A 17,225-nucleotide genomic window follows, 5' to 3' on the forward strand; every position below is an offset into this window, starting at 1 on the left:
AAAAGGGGGCGCAACCCGCGGCTTTTCCGGCCGGAAAGCCGTTGCGGAACGCCATGCAGGGGAACCAATAGCCCCTCCCGCCGTTTCCTGTCCATTACAACCGAGGAGAAACACCTATGGTCATGCAGGACGCAAACATTCGCGAAACCCAGGATCTCATCGCCAGCGACAAGGTCGAAGGCACCAGCGTCTACGGCGCGGATGGCAAGCATATCGGCTCGGTCGAACGGCTGATTCTCGACAAGCGCAGCGGCCGCGTCTCCTATGCCGTCCTCTCCTTCGGCGGCTTCCTCGGCCTCGGCCAGGACCACTATCCGCTGCCCTGGGCCAAGCTCAACTACGACGAAGGCCTCGGCGGCTATCGCGTCGACGTCACGAAGGAGCAGGTGGAAAACGCCCCGCATTACGAGAGCGATGCGGAATACGAGTGGAACCGCCGCAACGGCAAGGTCATCAGCGACTATTACGGCGTTCCGCCCTACTGGATGTGACCCGGCATCAGAGCCGGCCCGCTTCCTCGAAATGGGCCGCGACGGTGAAGGAGGGCGGTACGCCGGGCGTGCCGCCCTCGATTTCGTCCAGCACCGCGCGGGCGAGCGCATGGGCAAGGCCGAAGCTCACCTTGAACCCGCCCGTCATCAGGCTGACGGCCGGGTGATCGGGGTGGCGGCCCACCATCGGCTCGCGGCCGATGGCCTTGGGACGCAGGCCCGCCCAGCGCTCGACGACCGGCGCATCCGCCAGCACCGGCGCCATCTGCCGCGCCTTCTCAAGCAGGGTTTCGAGGAGATCGTCCGTGCCCACCGGATCGGCGAAGCTGTTCTCGCTCGTGCTGCCAACAGCGACGATGCCGTCCTCATGCGGAACGATATAGAGCCCGTCGGCGAAGATCACCGGCAGCGCCGGGTCGATCGCCGCCCGCAGCAGCGCCGCCTGTCCCTTCACCGCAGAACCGACCGGCTTTGCAAGCGGCGGGTTCAGCGGCGCAAGCAGCCCGAAGGTCTCGACGCCCGCCGCCAGCACGCAATGGCCGAAGGCAAGCACGCCGCCGTCGTCGAGACGGGCAAGACCGGCCGCCGGATCGAGGCGGGCAAGGCCGTTGCCCTCCTCGATGGTCGCATTCGGCAGGCGGTCGAGCGCGGCGCGGAGCGCGGCAAGCAATGCGCGCGGAGAAATCCGCGCGGAAAGATGGTCATGGACGAGACCGCAGCCCATCGCGGTGGCATCCGGCCAGCCGGGGACGGGCGCGGCATCCAGCACCTCGAAGGCGAAGGCGCGATCCGGCGTCGCCCACACGGCAAGCGCATCGCGCGCATGGCCGAGCGCGATGTCCCGGTTATGCGGCTTCGGCAGCGGAATGAGGCGGCCGGAGCGGCGATAGCCGGCCGAAAGGCCCGTCCCGGCCTCCAGCGCGGCAACCTCCGCCTCCAGCGAGACGAGGGACGCGAACTGGAAGGCCTTCTTGGCGTTCCAGCGGTCGGGAAGATGCGGCATCAGCGCGCCCAGCATGCCGCCGCTCGCGCCCGCGCCGATGGTCCTGCGCTCGACGAGCCGGACGGAAAGCCCCTTGCGGGCGGCGAAGAGCGCGGTCCACAGGCCCATGACGCCGCCGCCGGCGACGATGAGGTCCACGGCCGGTTGACCGGCCGGCTTACCGCGATTATCGGCTACTGCCATGGCTGACCACGATCCCGAAAACGAATGCCGGACCGACGCGGTCCTCGACTGGCACGAGGGCGATATGCCCTATTCCCGCGCCTTTGACGATCACTTTTATTGTCGCAGCGACGGCCGGCTGGAATGCGGCCACGTCTTCCTTGCGGGCAACGGCCTGCCGCAGCGCTGGCAGCATCCCGGGCCTTTCCGCATCGGCGAGCTCGGCTTCGGCACCGGCCTCAATTTCTGCGAGACCTGGCGGCAATGGCGCGAAAGCGCACCGGCGGGCGCCAGCCTCTCCTTCACCTCCTTCGAGCGCTTTCCGATGGCGCGGGGCGATATCGCCCGGGCGCTTTCCCACTGGCCGGAAATCGAGCGGGAACGCGCCCTCCTCACCGAAGAATGGCCGGATGCGCCGGAGGGCCGCGTGGAGATCGATCTTGAACCGGGCGTCCGCCTCACCGTCGTCATCGGCGCGGCACTGGAAAGCCTCGAACGGGAAAAGACGCCCTTCGACGCCTGGTATCTCGACGGCTTCGCGCCGTCGCGCAATCCGGACATGTGGTCGGCGGAGCTGATGGCGGAAGTCTCCCGCCTCACCGTTCCCGGCGGGCGGTTCGGCACCTATGCCGCGGCCGGCTTCGTGCGGCGCAACCTTGCCGGCGCGGGCTTTGCCGTGGAGCGGCGCCCCGGCTTTGCCGGAAAGCGCGAAATGCTGTGCGGGGAAAAGCCGGTCGCCTGAACGCTCAGTGGAGCGTGCCGCCGGCCGCCTGCGGGCCGGTGCGCTTCAGCCAGCGATCGAGCTTTTCTTCCAGCTTCTCGATGCTGATCGGCTTCGTCAGGTAGTCGTCCATGCCGGCGGCGAGGCATTCCTCGCGGTCGCCTTCGAGCACATGGGCGGTGACGGCGACGATGGGCACGCGCCGCCCGGTGCCGCTCTCCATCTCGCGGATCGCCCGGCTCGCCTGCAGCCCGTTCATCACCGGCATGGAAAGGTCCATGAGGATCATGCCGGGCCGGCCGGTGCGGAAGGCCTCCACCGCCTCCTGCCCGTTGCCGACCAGCCGGAAGCGCACGCCCGCGGCCATCAGCATCTGGGTGAAGAGGATCTGGTTGACCTCGTTGTCCTCCGCGACCAGCACGTCCAGCACCTCGCCGTCCGGCACGGCAGCCTCCGGGAGGGCGGCGCCCGGCCGCAGCGGCAGGATCTTGGCCGCGCTCTCGGCTAGCGCCGGCCTGGCGCCGCGCGCCGCGCGCAGCACTTCGGTGACCGTCTCGCGCAGGAGATCGGCCCGGACCGGCTTCATGAGATGGGCCTGGATATCCGGCGAGGTGAGCAGCGGATCTTCGGCCGGAAGGTTCATGGAGGTCAGCACGACGACGGAAACGCCGGCCGTCACGGGGCTTGCGCGCAGCGCACCGAGGAAGGCGGGCGAATGCTCCGGCCGGTAGTCGAGCACGACCGCATCGACCGAGACGCCCATGTCGCCGGCCGCCGCCAGCACGGCGAGCGCCTCGCCCTCGGAGCTCACCGCCGTCGCGTCGAAACCCCAGTCGAGCAGCATGTCGTGCGCCGCCTTGCGCGACAGCGCGTGCTCGTCGACGACGAGGATGCGCGCGCCCGGCGCCCTTGCCGGCACGATGCGGGCGGGAAGCGAGACGACGGCAAGGGCCATCGGCAGGCGCACGGTGAAGACCGAGCCCTTGCCCACCTCGCTCGCCGCCTCCAGCGTGCCGCCGAAAAGGCGTGCCAGCCCTTCCGTGATCGCAAGGCCGAGCCCGGTGCCCTCGTGCCGGCGCGTGGAGGAGCTGTCGACCTGCGAGAACTTCTCGAAGATCGAATCCATCTTCTCGGCGGGAATGCCCGCACCCGTATCCTCCACCCGGATCACGATCTCGACGCCGCTTTCCGTGGTCCTGGAGGCAAGGTCGATCAGCACATGGCCGTGGTCGGTGAACTTCACCGCATTGCCGACGAGATTGGTGACGATCTGGCGGAAGCGTCCCGCATCGCCCATCACCGCCGCCGGCATGTCGGCGGCCCCCCGCACGACGAGCTCGATGTCCTTCTCGGCGGCCTTGGCCGAGAGCAGCGTCGCCACGTCCTCGATCGCCTCGACCGGGTTGAAGGCGGCGTTGCGCAGCGTCATCTGGCCGGCGTCGATCTTGGAGAAGTCGAGGATGTCGTTGATGATCGTCAGGAGCGCGTTGCCGGACTTCACCATGATGTCGATGAACGTCTTCTGCCGCGTGTCGAGATTGGACTTGGCAAGCAGCTCGGCCATGCCGAGCACGCCGTTCATGGGCGTGCGGATCTCGTGGCTCATATTGGCCAGGAATTCCGATTTCGCCTTATCGGCCGTCTCGGCGCGGGTGACGAGGCGGCGCAGTTCGTCCTCGCGGCTCTTCAGGTCGGTGATGTCGGAAAAGACCATGACGGAGCGGCCGCGGCTCGTCGGCGTCACGTCGAGGCGCAGCCAGCGCTGGTAGCCGCTGAAGACCGTCAGCGAGGCCGGCTTGCCGGTGAAGAGGATCTTGCCGAACTCGCTCGCGTCCACCGGCTCCTCGCCGACGAAACCGGCGATCTTGCGGTCGATGCAGCTCTGCAGCACGTCGGCGACCAGCGCGCCGGGCTGCAGAAGCTCCTGCGGCATGGCGATCATGGTGGAAAGGGCCTCGTTGGAGAGCACCACCGTCTCGCCCTCGATGATCAGCAGCCCCTGGCTCATGGAGGAGACGGCGTCCTTGACGAGGCTGCCGACCTCTTCGAGGGCGCTGCGCGTCGCCAGTACCTCGCGCTCGCGCTCGCGCCGCTCGGTGATGTCGATATAGGTCAGAAGGCAGCGCCCGCCGGAAATCGCGCTGCCCGATTCGATGACCGTGCGGCCGTTCGCATAGGCGATCTCCCGTACCGGGCGCAGGCCGGAACGGATGTCCCGGAGGGCCTGCTCGTGGCTTTCCTCGCAGACCCCGCAGCCGCCGCCCTCGCACTGGCCGCCCTGCCCCCGCTGGAAATGCAGAAGTTCGCCGAGCGGACGCCCCTTCAGCGACGGCAGCGCGCCGTCCCACAGGTCCTCGAAGGCGCCGTTGACCAGCTCGATGACACCGGCCTCGTCCACCACGACGATGCCGACCGGCAGCGATTCCACGACGCTGGCAAGGTCCGAGCGCGCCGCTTCCGCCTGGCGCTGGGCCTCGATCAACTGCTTCTCGCGGTTCTTCAGCACCGTCGTGTTGGTGATGGAACCGATGAGGTAGCTCTTCTCGTCGAGCGTGGTGACGCGGTAGAGCCGCGAGATCGTCGGCAGCACGGACCCGTCCGCGCGCCTGTATTCGGTCTCCGCTTCCAGCAATTCGCCGGTATCGAGCACGAACTGGTTCTGCTCGTAGAACGCCTCGCCCTGATCGGGGAACATTTCCAGCGTGGTGAGGCCGACAAGCTCCTCCGGCTGCCGGCCGGTCAGCTCGACATAGGCGCGGTTGGCGAAGATCATGCGCTGGCTCTCGTCGCGCATGAAGCTGGCGACGGGCAGTTCGTCGAGCAGTGCGCGGTAGAGGCTGATCTCCTGCGAATGCTGCTTCAGGCGGCCTTCGCTCTCCTTCTGCGCCGTCACGTCGAAGCGCAGGGCGACCAGCGTGCCGTCCGGCCGGCGCTGGGTGACGAGGCGCGTCCAGCCGCCGGCAAGGCGGGCGACGGATTCGTAGAGCGGCAGGTCGTAGCTGGCAAGCCGGGCGGCAAGCCAGCGCTCGCGCTCCTCCGCAGGCCTCCGGCCCATCTCCAGATCGTGCAGGGCCCCGGTGAGCGTGGCGAGCGGCACGGCGCCGTCCGCGGCATCGCCGACGAGGACGCGGTAGAATTCCCGCATGCTGCGGTTGGCATAGGTCAGGCGGTTGTCGGCGCCGAAGACGGCGACGCCCGCGCCGAGCGCGTCGAGCGCGCCCCGGACCGGATCGGCGGAGAACTCGGGCACCGGAGCGTCCGCCGGCAGCGGCGATCCGCCGTTGCCGTTCGCAGCGCTGCGCACCGTCGTCGCAAGCGCGTCGGCCGAGGGCGTGAAGAGGCCGACGAGAATGGAAAGCGCCGGCGAGATGCGCTCGCGCCTCAGCGCGATGTCGAAACTGCCGCCGCCGAAAGGATGCACATAGCGGGCGCGCTCGGGATTGCCGAAGATCAGGCAGCGGCGCTCGGGATCGTCGCGGTCGCCGTGGCCGCGCACTTCCGCCATCTCGTCGCTGCGCAGGCCGATCATCGCGTCCGGGGCCTGGCCGAACAGGCGCGCATAGGCCTCGTTGACGGCGAGATAACGCAATTCGCTGCTCTTGACGTACGCCGGATGCGGGTGTTCGCGAACGCGCGCGCAGGCCGCCACCAGCAATTCGTCCTGAGTTTCAGCCACGCCTGGCGCTCCCGAAGCGGCAAGGAAGAAGGGTTTCGTACCACTCGGGGAGTATCACCAATCCTTGAACGGATGGTTAACCGATCGTTGCCAAAGGTCGGGGCAGCCGGCCCCGCCTTATCCACGAGGGCACTTCGCTGTCGCAAATGGCGGGGGCATCGCGGCCCGGGATATGCGACAAGGCGGAGAGGCAAACCGACCGGGGCTGCGCTGCATGGGTGACGTGATCAAGCTCGAAAATCACCTCGAACAACCGGAGACGGCGGCAGGCGATCCGCCCGTCGAGCGGCGCCGGCGAAGCGGCGGACGCAGCGCCGAACGGACCCGCCGACCCCCCGCCGCCACGAAATACCTCAACCTCGTCAACACGACCGCGAAATCTGCCGTCCTCTCCGAGGATGCGCTTGAGGCCGTGCACGAGGCCTCGCTGACGATCCTCGAAGAGATCGGCATGGACATCATCCTGCCGGAGGCGCGCGAGCGCATGAAGGCGGCCGGCGCCGAGGTGACGCCCGGCACGGACCGCGTGCGCTTCGACCGCGGCCTCGTCATGGAGATGATGGCCTCTGTCCCCTCTTCCTTCACCATGCATGCCCGCAACCCGCTGCGGAACGTCGAGATCGGCGGCAACAACCTCGTCTTCGCGCAGGTCGCCTCCGCGCCCTTCGTGGCGGACCGCGAGGGCGGCCGGCGCGCCGGCAACCAGGAGGACTTCCGCAAGCTCGTCAAGCTCGCCCAGTCCTACGACATCATCCACACGACGGGCGGCTATCCCGTCGAGCCGGTCGACATCCATGCCTCCGTCCGCCATCTCGACTGCCTGTCGGACATGGTGAAGCTGACGGACAAGGTCTTCCACGTCTATTCGCTCGGCCGGCAGCGCAACCTCGACGGCATCGAGATCGCCCGCATCGGCCGCGGCATCTCCATGGAGGAGATGGAGCGCGAGCCCTCGCTCTTCACCATCATCAACACCTCCTCGCCGCTGCGCCTCGACGGGCCGATGCTGCAGGGCATCATCGAGATGTCGTCGCGCAACCAGGTGGTCGTCGTCACGCCCTTCACGCTCGCCGGCGCCATGGCGCCGGTGACGATCGCCGGCGCGCTCGTGCAGCAGAACGCCGAGGCGCTCGCCGGCATCGCCTTCACGCAGATGGTCAGGAAAGGCGCGCCGGTCATGTATGGCGGCTTCACCTCGAACGTCGACATGAAGACGGGCGCGCCCGCCTTCGGCACACCGGAATACATGAAAGCGGTGATCGCCGGCGGCCAGCTCGCCCGCAAGTACAACATCCCCTACCGCACCTCGAACACCAATGCCTCCAACACGCTGGACGCACAGGCCGCCTACGAATCGGCCTTCTCGCTCTGGGCGCTGACGCAGGGCGGCGGCAACTTCATCATGCACTCGGCCGGCTGGAGCGAGGGCGGGCTGACGGCCTCCTTCGAGAAGTTCATCCTCGACGTCGACATGCTGCAGATGGTGGCGGAATACCTGACGCCGCTCGACGTCAGCGCGGATGCGCTCGGCCTCGATGCCGTGCGCGACGTCGGCCCGGGCGGGCATTTCTTCGGCACGCCGCACACGCTCGCCCGCTACGAGACGGCGTTCTATTCGCCGATCCTCTCCGACTGGCGCAATTTCGAGACATGGACGGAGGCTGGCCGGCCCACCACCTACGACCACGCCAACCGCATCTTCAGGGAAAAGCTCGACGCCTACGAGAGGCCGCCGCTCGACCCGGCGATCGAGGACGAACTGGACGCGTTCGTCGCCCGGCGCAAGGAAGAGGGCGGCGTCCCGACCGACTTCTAGAGCGTCTTGTCTGCGCCCGGACGGTTCCGGACGCAGGATGCCCTAGGCGTCGAACATGATCGAGCGGACGGAGGAGATCAGCTTGTCCGTCGGCAGGTTGGAGAAGTTCTTGTCGATCTCGGCCGTCGTCAGCGTCCGGGTCTTTTCGGAGAGCTTGTTGCGCAGGTCGCCGAGCGTCTGCGGCGCGGCGCAGACCACGAGCCGGTCGAAGGCGCCCTCGGCGGCGTAGTCATCGAGGCGGCTGGCGACTTCCGCGGTGAACTTCTGCTGCTCCTCCCGCACGGGATCGCTCGAATATTCCATGGCGGACCGGCCGGGACCGACGGAGGAATGACTGCGGCCGGGCTTGTCGGCCATGATGTCCTGCACCTTCTTCGGCTCCCAGCGAAAAACCTCCTGCTCCGGGCTCTGCTGGCCATCCTTCATCAGGTTCACCCCCTTGAGCAGGCGGGCCTGGTTGCCGTCGGCGGCGAGAATCCAAGTCGTAGCGGTCATTTTTCACTCCCGTAGCGAAGGTTCGTGGATAGCAGCGGAGCTGCCGTGACAGCATCCGACAGGATTGTGGCAGGATGCGTATCGGCCCAACGCGGCGGCCCAATTCATGTTCCCCGCCAGGCCCGCCGTTTCGCACCTGCGAAAGTAGCGCTTGACTTTTGGCCGCAAAACAACGACATGAGCGGCAAGCGTCGCCCTTCGGCCGCCGCGTGAGCGAGCCCAGCGATTTCCCTGAACCGGGATGCTAAGAAGGACAAGCGCAAGAGAACGATCCGCCTCCCATTTGCGGATGACTGCGCAGACGATAGCCAACCCAACCCACAAGTTCCCAATTCACGCGGGGTTCTTGACGCCAGACGGAACCGGAAGCGCATGGTGCGTTCCGGGCAATCGCGTTTGGCGCCCCGAAAGGTATTTGACTTGACCACTTTCCACGACCTCGGCCTCTCGAAGACCATCGTCGCCACCCTTTCCGCGCTCGGCTTCGAAAAAGCGACCCCGATCCAGGAAAAAGCCATTCCCCTCGTGCTCGAAGGCTCGGACCTGATCGGCCTTGCCCAGACCGGCACCGGCAAGACGGCCGCCTTCGGCCTGCCGATGATCGAGAAGCTTCTGGAAGAGGCCCGCCGCCCCGACCCGCGCAACATCCGCGCCCTCATCCTCGCCCCGACACGCGAACTCGTGAACCAGATCGCCGACAACCTGCGCGACTTCGTGAAGAAGACGCCGCTGCGCGTCGTCACCGTCGTCGGCGGCGCCTCCATCAACAAGCAGTCGGAAATGCTCAACCGCGGCACCGACATCCTCGTCGCCACCCCCGGCCGCCTGCTCGACCTCGTCGCCCGCAAGGCCGTGACGCTGACGCAGGCCCGCTACCTCGTGCTCGACGAGGCCGACCAGATGCTCGACCTCGGCTTCATCCACGACCTGCGCAAGATCTCCAAGATGGTGCCGAAGAACCGCCAGACGCTGCTCTTCTCGGCCACCATGCCCAAGCTGATCTCCGAACTTGCCGGCGAGTATCTGGTCAACCCGAAGAAGGTGGAAGTCACCCCGCCCGGCAAGGCCGCCGACAAGGTGGAGCAGTATGTCCACCACGTTCCCGGCAAGGACCAGAAGGCGCAGATCCTGCGCAAGACGCTTTCGGAAAACCCGGACGGCCTGTCGCTCGTCTTCTCGCGCACCAAGCACGGCGCCGAGAAGCTGATGAAGCACCTCGACCATATCGGCTTCAAGGCCGCCTCGATCCACGGCAACAAGAGCCAGGGCCAGCGCGAGCGCGCCCTCAAGGCCTTCCGGGACGGCGAGATCCGCGTGCTGGTCGCTACCGACGTCGCCGCCCGCGGCATCGACATTCCCGGCGTCACCCACGTCTACAACTACGACCTGCCGGAAGTGCCGGACGCCTATGTCCACCGCATCGGCCGCACGGCCCGCAACGGCCGCGACGGCATCGCTATCGCCTTCTGCACGCCGGACGAGGCGCACCTCTTGCGCGACATCGAAAAGCTGATGGGCATCCAGATCACCGTCGCCAGCGGCGAGCCCCCGGCCGTCGTGACCGCCGGCCCCGGCGGCAAGTCGCGCAAGGGCCGTGGCGGCCAGCGCTCCGGCAACAGCCGCGCCGCCCAGCGTCCGCAGCGCCAGCCCTTCGGCGACGGCGCACAGGCCGAAGCCGGCGGCGCCAAGCGCCCGGGCGGCCGCCCGCCGCAGAAGCAGGGCGAGCGCCAGAACCGCAACCACGGCGGCGGCAACGGCCAGGGCCGCCCGCAGCACCGCGGCAAGCCGCGCCGCGCGGAAGGCCAGCGCCGCGAACAGGCGTGAGCCGACGCATCATGGATAAGGAAACGGCGGGCTTCGGCCCGCCGTTTTCGTTTGTGCCACACCCACCGAGCGCCAACTACTCCGCCGGCGCGACGTCCTTGCGGTTGGTGAGGTACACCCCGGCCACCACGATCGCCGTGCCGAGGATCATCGGCACCGTCAGTTCCTCGCCGAAGATCGCGGCGGCCTGCAGGGCGGCGATGGGCGGGACGAGGTAGATGAGCGAGGCGGCGCGCGAGACCTGCCCGCGGCGGATGAGGTAGAGCAGCAGCAGGATCGCCCCCATCGATATGCCGAGCACCGACCAGGCGAGCAGCGCAAGGAAGGCAAGGCCGAAATCGACATGCAGGCTTTCCAGCCCCAGCGCGAAGGGGAAGGTGACGGCGAGCGCGCCGATATATTGCAGGGTGGCGATGGCGCGGATATCGCCCTTCTGCAGGTGCTGCTTCTGGTAGATCGTGCCGTAGGTCACGGCGGCCATGCCCAGCATGTTGACGACGATGGCGAAGGCCGGCATCTCCGCCGCCCCCGCGCCGAAGAACTTCGGCAGCACGGCGAGCAGCACCCCGAGGAAGCCGAGCCCGAGCCCGAGCTTCTGCCGCAGGCTCAGCCGCTCGCCGATGACGAAGGGTGCGGCAAGCGCCGTCATCAGCGGCTGGAGCGCGGCGATGATGGAGGAGAGCGCCGCCGGCACGCCCTCGCCGATCGCCCACCAGACCGCGCCGAGATAGAGCCCGTGCAGGAAGGTGCCGGAGACGAGCGCATGGAGCACGGTGCGCCCGTCGCGCGGCCAGGAAACGCCGGAGGCGAGACACAATCCTCCAAAGAGCACCGCCGCCGTGAGATAGCGGATGGAAAGGAAGGTCAGCGGCTCGGAGACGATGGCGCCGAACTTGGCGACGACCCAGCCGGTCGACCAGAGCAGGACGAAGATGGCCGGGGCCAGGCGATCGAGGGTCATGGAGCTTCCGGAGGAGGACAATCGGTGCGGGAGCGATAGGCGGAGCGGCCGCAGGGGTCAAAGGAATTTCCTTGATGCTTAGGTTCAAGGAAAAGCGGTCCGATGCCTTTTCAGGCATATGCCCACGGACGCGGCAGCCCGCTGCAAAAGCCCGCGCCAACGCCTCCAAAGCGGTGTGAAATTTATTGAACGCTCATGGAGCATGGTTCTTGCATTGCCCGAGGCGTTGTACTCAAATGACGAAAAATGGGGAACACGCCTTTGGCATTTGACGAAATGATGAATGCGGGCTCCGGTCCGCGGCAACCCTACCAGACCTATCACGAGTGGTACGAAACACAGGATCGGGCGCGCCTGATCGCCAAGTCGAGGGACGCCGAGAACCTCTTTCGAAAAACCGGCATCACCTTCGCGGTCTACGGACACGCCGACAGCGCCGAAAAGCTCATCCCCTTCGACATCATCCCCCGCATCATTTCCGGCCGCGAATGGCGCAAGCTCGCCCAGGGCATCGAGCAGCGGGTCATCGCCCTCAACGCCTTCCTCGACGACATCTACCACAAGCAGGAGATCATCAAGGCGGGCCGCATCCCGCGCGAGCTGATCGAGCGCAACGAGGCCTTCCTGCCGCAGATGATCGGCTTCAAGCCGCCGGGCGGCGTCTATACCCACATCGTCGGCACCGACATCGTGCGCACGGGCGAGGACCAGTTCTACGTGCTGGAGGACAATGCCCGCACGCCTTCCGGCGTCAGCTACATGCTGGAGAACCGGGAAACCATGATGCAGATGTTCCCGGAGCTGTTCCATATCAACAAGGTGCGCCCGGTCGAGGACTACCCGAAGCTGCTGCGCCAGAGCCTTGCCTCGCTCGCGCCGCCCGGCTGTTCGGGCAAGCCGCGCGTCGCGGTGCTGACGCCCGGCATCTTCAACTCCGCCTATTACGAGCACGCCTTCCTCGCCGACATGATGGGCGTGGAGCTGGTGGAGGGCTCGGACCTTCGCGTCGTCGACGGCCGGGTGAAGATGCGCACCACCCGCGGCTACGAGGCGATCGACGTGCTCTACCGCCGCGTCGACGACGACTTCCTCGACCCCCTCACCTTCCGGCCGGATTCGGCGCTCGGCATTCCCGGCATCATGGATGTCTACCGCGCCGGCAACATCACCATCGCCAACGCCCCCGGCACCGGCATTTCCGACGACAAGGCTATCTATTCCTACATGCCGGAGATCGTCGAGTTCTACACGGGCCGCAAGGCCATGCTGGAAAACGTGCCGACCTGGCGCTGCTCGGAGGAGGACAGCCTGAAATACGTGCTGGAGCACCTCGAGGAGCTCGTGGTGAAGGAGGTGCACGGCTCGGGCGGCTACGGCATGCTGGTCGGCCCCACCGCCTCGAAGAAGGAGCGCGCCGCCTTCGCGGAAAAGCTCAAGAGCCGGCCCGGCAACTACATCGCCCAGCCGACGCTCTCGCTTTCCACGGTGCCGATCCTCGTCAACAAGGGCATCGCGCCCCGCCACGTCGACCTTCGGCCCTATGTGCTCGTTTCCGACAAGGTGCAGATCATTCCCGGCGGGCTGACCCGCGTGGCGCTGAAGGAAGGCTCGCTGGTGGTCAACTCCAGCCAGGGCGGCGGCACGAAGGACACCTGGGTTCTGGAGGACTGAGCCGATGCTGGGACGGACTGCGAACGGCCTCTACTGGATGTTCCGCTATATCGAGCGGGGCGAGAACATCGCCCGCCTCATCGACGCGGGCCTGCGCATGGCGCTGACGCGCTCCGGCTCCTCCGACGAGGACTGGGACGGCGTGCTGCAAAGCGCCGGCGTGCGCGAGGATTTCGACGCCGTGCACGGCACGCTGACCGGCGCCGATGCCATCGACTACCTGCTGCGCGACCGGGCCAACCCGTCGAGCGTCATGTCCTGCATCGAGGCGGCGCGCAACAATGCCCGCATGGTGCGCACGGCGCTGACGCGCGAGACCTGGGAGGCGACCAACGAGTGCTGGATCGAGCTGAAGAACACGCTCGCCAAGCGCGTGCGCGCCGCCGACATGCCGGAGGCGATCGGCATGATCAAGCGCTGCACCGGCCTCATCCGCGGCGCCTTCCACGGCACGATGCTGCGCGACGATGTCTACAACTTCTCGCGCATCGGCACCTTCATCGAGCAGGCGGACAACACCGCCCGCATCCTCGACGTGAAATACTACGTGCTGCTGCCGGCCATCGCCAAGGTCGGCTCCTCGCTCGACAACATGCAATGGGAATCGATCCTGCGCTCGGTCTCGGCGCACCGCTCCTATAGCTGGGTCTATGACGGGGACTATTCGTCGGCCAACATCGCCGACTACCTCATCCTCAACGACCGGATGCCGCGCTCGCTCGCCTACAGCTACGACAAGATCGTCAGCAACCTCGGCTACCTCGCCAAGGCCTATGGCGAGAAGCACGCCGCGCACGAGACGGCGGCGGCAACGCTTGCGGCACTGAGGAGCCGCAGCATCAACGACATCATGGACCAGGGGCTCCACGAGTTCATCGAGGAGTTCATCGTCCAAAACAACCGCCTCGGGGAAGAAGTCTCCGAAGGCTACCGTTTCTATCGGTAGACCGGAGCCAAGCCATGCGACTGAAGATCAGCCATGTGACGGAATACCACTATGACGACCCGGTGCAGTATTCCCTGCAGCGGCTTCGCCTGACGCCGAAGAGCCAGCCGGGCCAGACCGTGCGCAACTGGAAGACCACCGTCCAGGGCGCCCATGTGGAGGCCGGCTATACCGACCATTTCGGCAACCATGTCGACCTCGTCAGCACGAATGCCGAGCAGGTGTCGATCCGCATCGTCGCGGAGGGCGAGGTGGAGACGGAGGACCGGGCCGGCGTCTACGGCCCGCATCAGGGCTTCGTGCCGCTCTGGCTCTACCTGCGCGAGACGCCGCTCACCAAGCCCGGCAAGCTGGTGCGCGAGCTCGCCAAGGCGGCGAACGGCGACAACGAGCTTGCCCGCATGCACGCGCTGATGGGCATGCTGCACGAGACCGTGGCCTACAGGCCCGGCGAGACGGCATCCGACACGCCCGCCGAACAGGCACTGGAGAAGAAGCAGGGGGTCTGCCAGGACCACGCCCATATCCTCATTTCCGCCGCCCGCCATCTCGGCATCCCGGCGCGCTACGTCTCGGGCTACCTGCTGATGGACGACCCGGAGCAGACGGCAAGCCATGCCTGGGCGGAGGTGCACCTTCAGGGCCTCGGCTGGGTCGGCTTCGACGCGGCCAACAAGATCTGCCCGGACGAGCGCTATATCCGCCTCTCCACCGGCCTCGACTACAAGGACGCCGCACCCGTCTCCGGCATGGTGATGGGCAAGGCGGCCGAGACGATGAACGTTTCCATCAAGGTCGAGGCGGCCGGGCAGAGCCAGTCGCAAAGCCAGAGCTGACGGCGGCAGCCCTCCGTGCTGCCGCCATCCGCCCGTTCACCGCGAAGCCGTCTCCAGCAGGCGGCAGAGCTTCACCAGCGCCGCATCGTAGCCGCCGCCGGAAACCCCGCGGCAGCGCTTGATCAGTTGCAGGCGCTCGGCCTGCGGCATCTGCGAGAACTGGCGCAGGATATCGCGGTTGCGTTCATCGCCGCCGGGAGCGGCGGCATCGTCACCGCCGCCGAGGCCAAGGCCGATATCGGCATCGAGCAGGCTGTCCTGCCCGACATTGGCATCGACACCGGCGCGAAGGCCGTTACGCCCGCCGACATTGGCGTTCACGTCCGCATCGACCAGGCCGCGCGATCCGCCGACATTCGCCTTGACGTCCGCGTTCACACCGTTGCCGCCGCCGATCGAGGCGGTCGTGCCGGAATCGACCAGCCCGCGCGATCCGCCGATGCTGGTGCTCGACTTTGCGTTGACACCGTTCGATCCGCCGACACTGGCGCCGACATCGGCGCCCGCAACGCTCTTGCCGCCGACGGACGCGCCGACATCGGCCTTGACGCCACCGACGCTGACGCCGAGATCCAGCGCATCAGCCTGAAATGGCACGGCGAGAACCGCCGCAACCAGCATCGACGCCGAGAGACTGGAGATCGAGACTTCGCGTTTCTTCCTGAACATGGAACCCTCCTTTCAACGACCGGCCCGGGATGGGATCGGTATCTGGGGTTGAAAGAAGAAGGCTTGCGCCCGGTTCCTTGCACGCGGCGGTAGCCGCTCGACAGGGCAAAGGAAACGTTGCCACCGGCACCGGAACGCGGCCATCCGTGCCGGAACGAAACAGAGCGGGCGCGGCCTTGAAACCGCGCCCGGAAAGGTCAGTGGCTGTCCTTGCCGACGGCGCTGCCGCGGCAGCCCTTGAGGAAGTCGAGGTCGGCGCCGGTATCGGCCCCCTGCACATGCTGCTGGTGCAGCCAGGCATAGCCCGATTCCGGCAGCTCGTGGTTCGGCTTCCATTCGGCGAGCCGGCGCGCCAGCTCTTCCTCGGAAATATCGAGATGCAGGCGGCGGTTCGGCACGTCCAGCTCGATCATGTCGCCGGACTTGACGACCGCGAGCGGGCCGCCGACGGCCGCTTCCGGCGAGGTGTGCAGCACGACGGTGCCGTAGGCCGTGCCGGACATGCGGGCATCCGAGATGCGCACCATGTCGGTGATGCCCTTTTTGAGCACCTTCGGCGGCAGGCCCATGTTGCCGACCTCGGCCATGCCCGGATAGCCCTTCGGGCCACAGTTCTTCATGACCATGACGCAGGTCTCGTCGATGTCGAGATTGTCGTCGTTGATCCTGGCCTTGTAGTCGTCGATGTCCTCGAAGACGACCGCGCGGCCGCGATGCGTCAGGAGATGCGGCGAGGCCGCCGAGGGCTTCAGCACCGCGCCCTTGGGGGCGAGGTTGCCGCGCAGCACGACGATGCCGCCGGACTGCGTCAGCGCCTTCTCGGCGGGCAGGATCACGTCCTCGTTCCAGTTGACGACGTCCTTGACCTCGTCCCAGATCGCTTCGCCCGAAACCGTCAGCGCATCCTTGTGCAGGAGGCCCGCTTCGCCGAGGCGCTTCAGCACCACCGGCAGGCCGCCGGCATAGAAGAACTCTTCCATCAGGTACTTGCCGGACGGCATCAGGTTGACGATGGTCGGCACGTCACGTCCGCAGCGGTCCCAGTCGTCCAGCGAAAGGTCGATGCCGACACGGCCGGCGATCGCCAGCAGGTGGATCACCGCATTGGTCGAGCCGCCGATGGCCGCATTGGTGCGGATGGCGTTCTCGAAGGCTTCCTTCGTGAGGATGTCGGAGGGCTTCAGGTCGTCCTTGACCATCTGCACGATGCGGCGGCCGGTGATCTGCGCCATCACCTTGCGGCGCGAATCGACCGCCGGGATCGCGGCATTGCCGGAAAGCGCCATGCCGAGGGCCTCGGCCATCGAGGCCATGGTCGACGCGGTGCCCATGGTGTTGCATGTGCCCGACGAGCGGCTCATCGAGGCTTCCGCCTCGAGGAATTCGGCCTGCGTCATCTCGCCAGCCTTCACCATCTCGGAGAACTTCCACAGGTGCGTGCCGGAGCCGACGCGCTCGCCGCGGAAATAGCCGTTCAGCATCGGACCGCCGGTGACGACGATGGAGGGCAGGTCGACCGAGGCGGCCGCCATCAGCAGCGACGGCGTGGTCTTGTCACAGCCGACCATCAGCACGCAGCCGTCCATCGGCTGGCCGCGGATCGTCTCCTCCACCGCGAGCGCGGCGAGGTTGCGGTACATCATCGCCGTGGGGCGGAAGGTGTTTTCGGAGGCCGAGAACACGGGCACTTCCATCGGGAAGCCGCCGGCCTCCCAGATGCCGGCCTTCACCTTTTCGGCGAGCTCGCGCAGGTGGCCGTTGCACGGCGTCATGTCCGACCAGGTGTTGAGGATGCCGATGACCGGGCGGCCGTCGAACAGGTCGTGCGGATAGCCCTGGTTCTTCATCCAGCCACGGTGGTAGATCACGTCGCGGCTGGTTCCGCCGTACCATTCCTGCGAGCGCAGCCTGCGCGGCCATTCAGCTTTCTTCTTCATCTCTTCCAGTCCTCGAA

13 protein-coding genes are annotated in these 17,225 nt (G+C 67.1%); 7 read left to right on the plus strand and 6 right to left on the minus strand.

Going from position 1 to position 17,225, the window contains the following annotated elements; all coding sequences use genetic code 11:
* Positions 1-116 precede the first annotated feature (116 nt).
* Positions 117-491 carry a PRC-barrel domain-containing protein gene (locus ACZ5TO_RS11685; protein ID WP_184143621.1) on the plus strand — a complete coding sequence of 125 codons (375 nt, stop codon included), beginning with the start codon at positions 117-119 and terminating at the stop codon, positions 489-491.
* Between the two features lie 7 nt (positions 492-498).
* Here ACZ5TO_RS11685 and ACZ5TO_RS11690 read toward each other — a convergent pair whose 3' ends face one another.
* Positions 499-1,677: an NAD(P)/FAD-dependent oxidoreductase gene (locus ACZ5TO_RS11690; protein WP_464798203.1), complete on the minus strand. Its 1,179-nt coding sequence runs from the start codon at positions 1,675-1,677 to the stop codon at positions 499-501.
* On the opposite strand from ACZ5TO_RS11690, the gene mnmC2 reads away from it, so the two are divergent.
* Positions 1,676-2,398, plus strand: a complete 723-nt coding sequence (gene mnmC2, locus ACZ5TO_RS11695) for a tRNA (5-methylaminomethyl-2-thiouridine)(34)-methyltransferase MnmC2 (RefSeq protein ID WP_464798204.1) — start codon at positions 1,676-1,678, stop codon at positions 2,396-2,398. The genes ACZ5TO_RS11690 and mnmC2 overlap by 2 nt on opposite strands.
* A 4-nt stretch (positions 2,399-2,402) precedes the next feature.
* On the opposite strand, the gene ACZ5TO_RS11700 is transcribed toward mnmC2, so the two are convergent.
* The gene (locus ACZ5TO_RS11700) at positions 2,403-6,053 is read right to left on the minus strand and encodes a PAS-domain containing protein (protein ID WP_464798205.1); all 3,651 of its coding nucleotides are present in this window, start codon (positions 6,051-6,053) and stop codon (positions 2,403-2,405) included.
* 214 nt (positions 6,054-6,267) lie between these two features.
* On the opposite strand from ACZ5TO_RS11700, the gene ACZ5TO_RS11705 reads away from it, so the two are divergent.
* Entirely contained in the window at positions 6,268-7,869 is a 1,602-nt protein-coding gene (locus tag ACZ5TO_RS11705; protein WP_184143629.1) for a trimethylamine methyltransferase family protein, read from the plus strand.
* 42 nt (positions 7,870-7,911) lie between these two features.
* Here ACZ5TO_RS11705 and ACZ5TO_RS11710 read toward each other — a convergent pair whose 3' ends face one another.
* Positions 7,912-8,364 (minus strand): host attachment protein, encoded by a 453-nt coding sequence (locus ACZ5TO_RS11710; protein WP_184143631.1) that lies wholly within the window; start codon positions 8,362-8,364, stop codon positions 7,912-7,914.
* Between the two features lie 420 nt (positions 8,365-8,784).
* Between ACZ5TO_RS11710 and ACZ5TO_RS11715 the strand changes: the two genes are divergently transcribed.
* The gene (locus ACZ5TO_RS11715; protein WP_184143633.1) at positions 8,785-10,188 is read left to right on the plus strand and encodes a DEAD/DEAH box helicase; all 1,404 of its coding nucleotides are present in this window, start codon (positions 8,785-8,787) and stop codon (positions 10,186-10,188) included.
* 76 nt (positions 10,189-10,264) lie between these two features.
* Here ACZ5TO_RS11715 and ACZ5TO_RS11720 read toward each other — a convergent pair whose 3' ends face one another.
* On the minus strand, positions 10,265-11,149 hold the full coding sequence (locus ACZ5TO_RS11720; protein WP_464798206.1) for a DMT family transporter: 885 nt from the start codon (positions 11,147-11,149) through the stop codon (positions 10,265-10,267).
* Positions 11,150-11,425: 276 nt separating this feature from the next.
* On the opposite strand from ACZ5TO_RS11720, the gene ACZ5TO_RS11725 reads away from it, so the two are divergent.
* Genes ACZ5TO_RS11725 through ACZ5TO_RS11735 form a run of 3 tightly spaced genes read left to right on the plus strand, consistent with a single transcriptional unit; the run spans position 11,426 to position 14,602 of the window.
* Positions 11,426-12,820 (plus strand): circularly permuted type 2 ATP-grasp protein, encoded by a 1,395-nt coding sequence (locus tag ACZ5TO_RS11725; RefSeq protein WP_464800383.1) that lies wholly within the window; start codon positions 11,426-11,428, stop codon positions 12,818-12,820.
* A gap of 4 nt (positions 12,821-12,824) precedes the next feature.
* A complete protein-coding gene (locus tag ACZ5TO_RS11730) occupies positions 12,825-13,766 on the plus strand; it encodes an alpha-E domain-containing protein (protein ID WP_464798207.1) in 942 nt (313 codons plus the stop codon).
* Positions 13,767-13,780: 14 nt separating this feature from the next.
* Positions 13,781-14,602, plus strand: a complete 822-nt coding sequence (locus tag ACZ5TO_RS11735; protein WP_464798208.1) for a transglutaminase family protein — start codon at positions 13,781-13,783, stop codon at positions 14,600-14,602.
* A 36-nt stretch (positions 14,603-14,638) separates the two neighbouring features.
* On the opposite strand, the gene ACZ5TO_RS11740 is transcribed toward ACZ5TO_RS11735, so the two are convergent.
* Entirely contained in the window at positions 14,639-15,271 is a 633-nt protein-coding gene (locus ACZ5TO_RS11740) for a polysaccharide biosynthesis GNAT family N-acetyltransferase UppQ (protein ID WP_464798209.1), read from the minus strand.
* A 197-nt stretch (positions 15,272-15,468) separates the two neighbouring features.
* The gene (gene araD, locus ACZ5TO_RS11745) at positions 15,469-17,208 is read right to left on the minus strand and encodes an L-arabinonate dehydratase (RefSeq protein WP_184143642.1); all 1,740 of its coding nucleotides are present in this window, start codon (positions 17,206-17,208) and stop codon (positions 15,469-15,471) included.
* Positions 17,209-17,225 lie beyond the last annotated feature (17 nt).

The sequence above is a fragment of the Shinella sp. Sh6 genome (genome assembly GCF_055392685.1).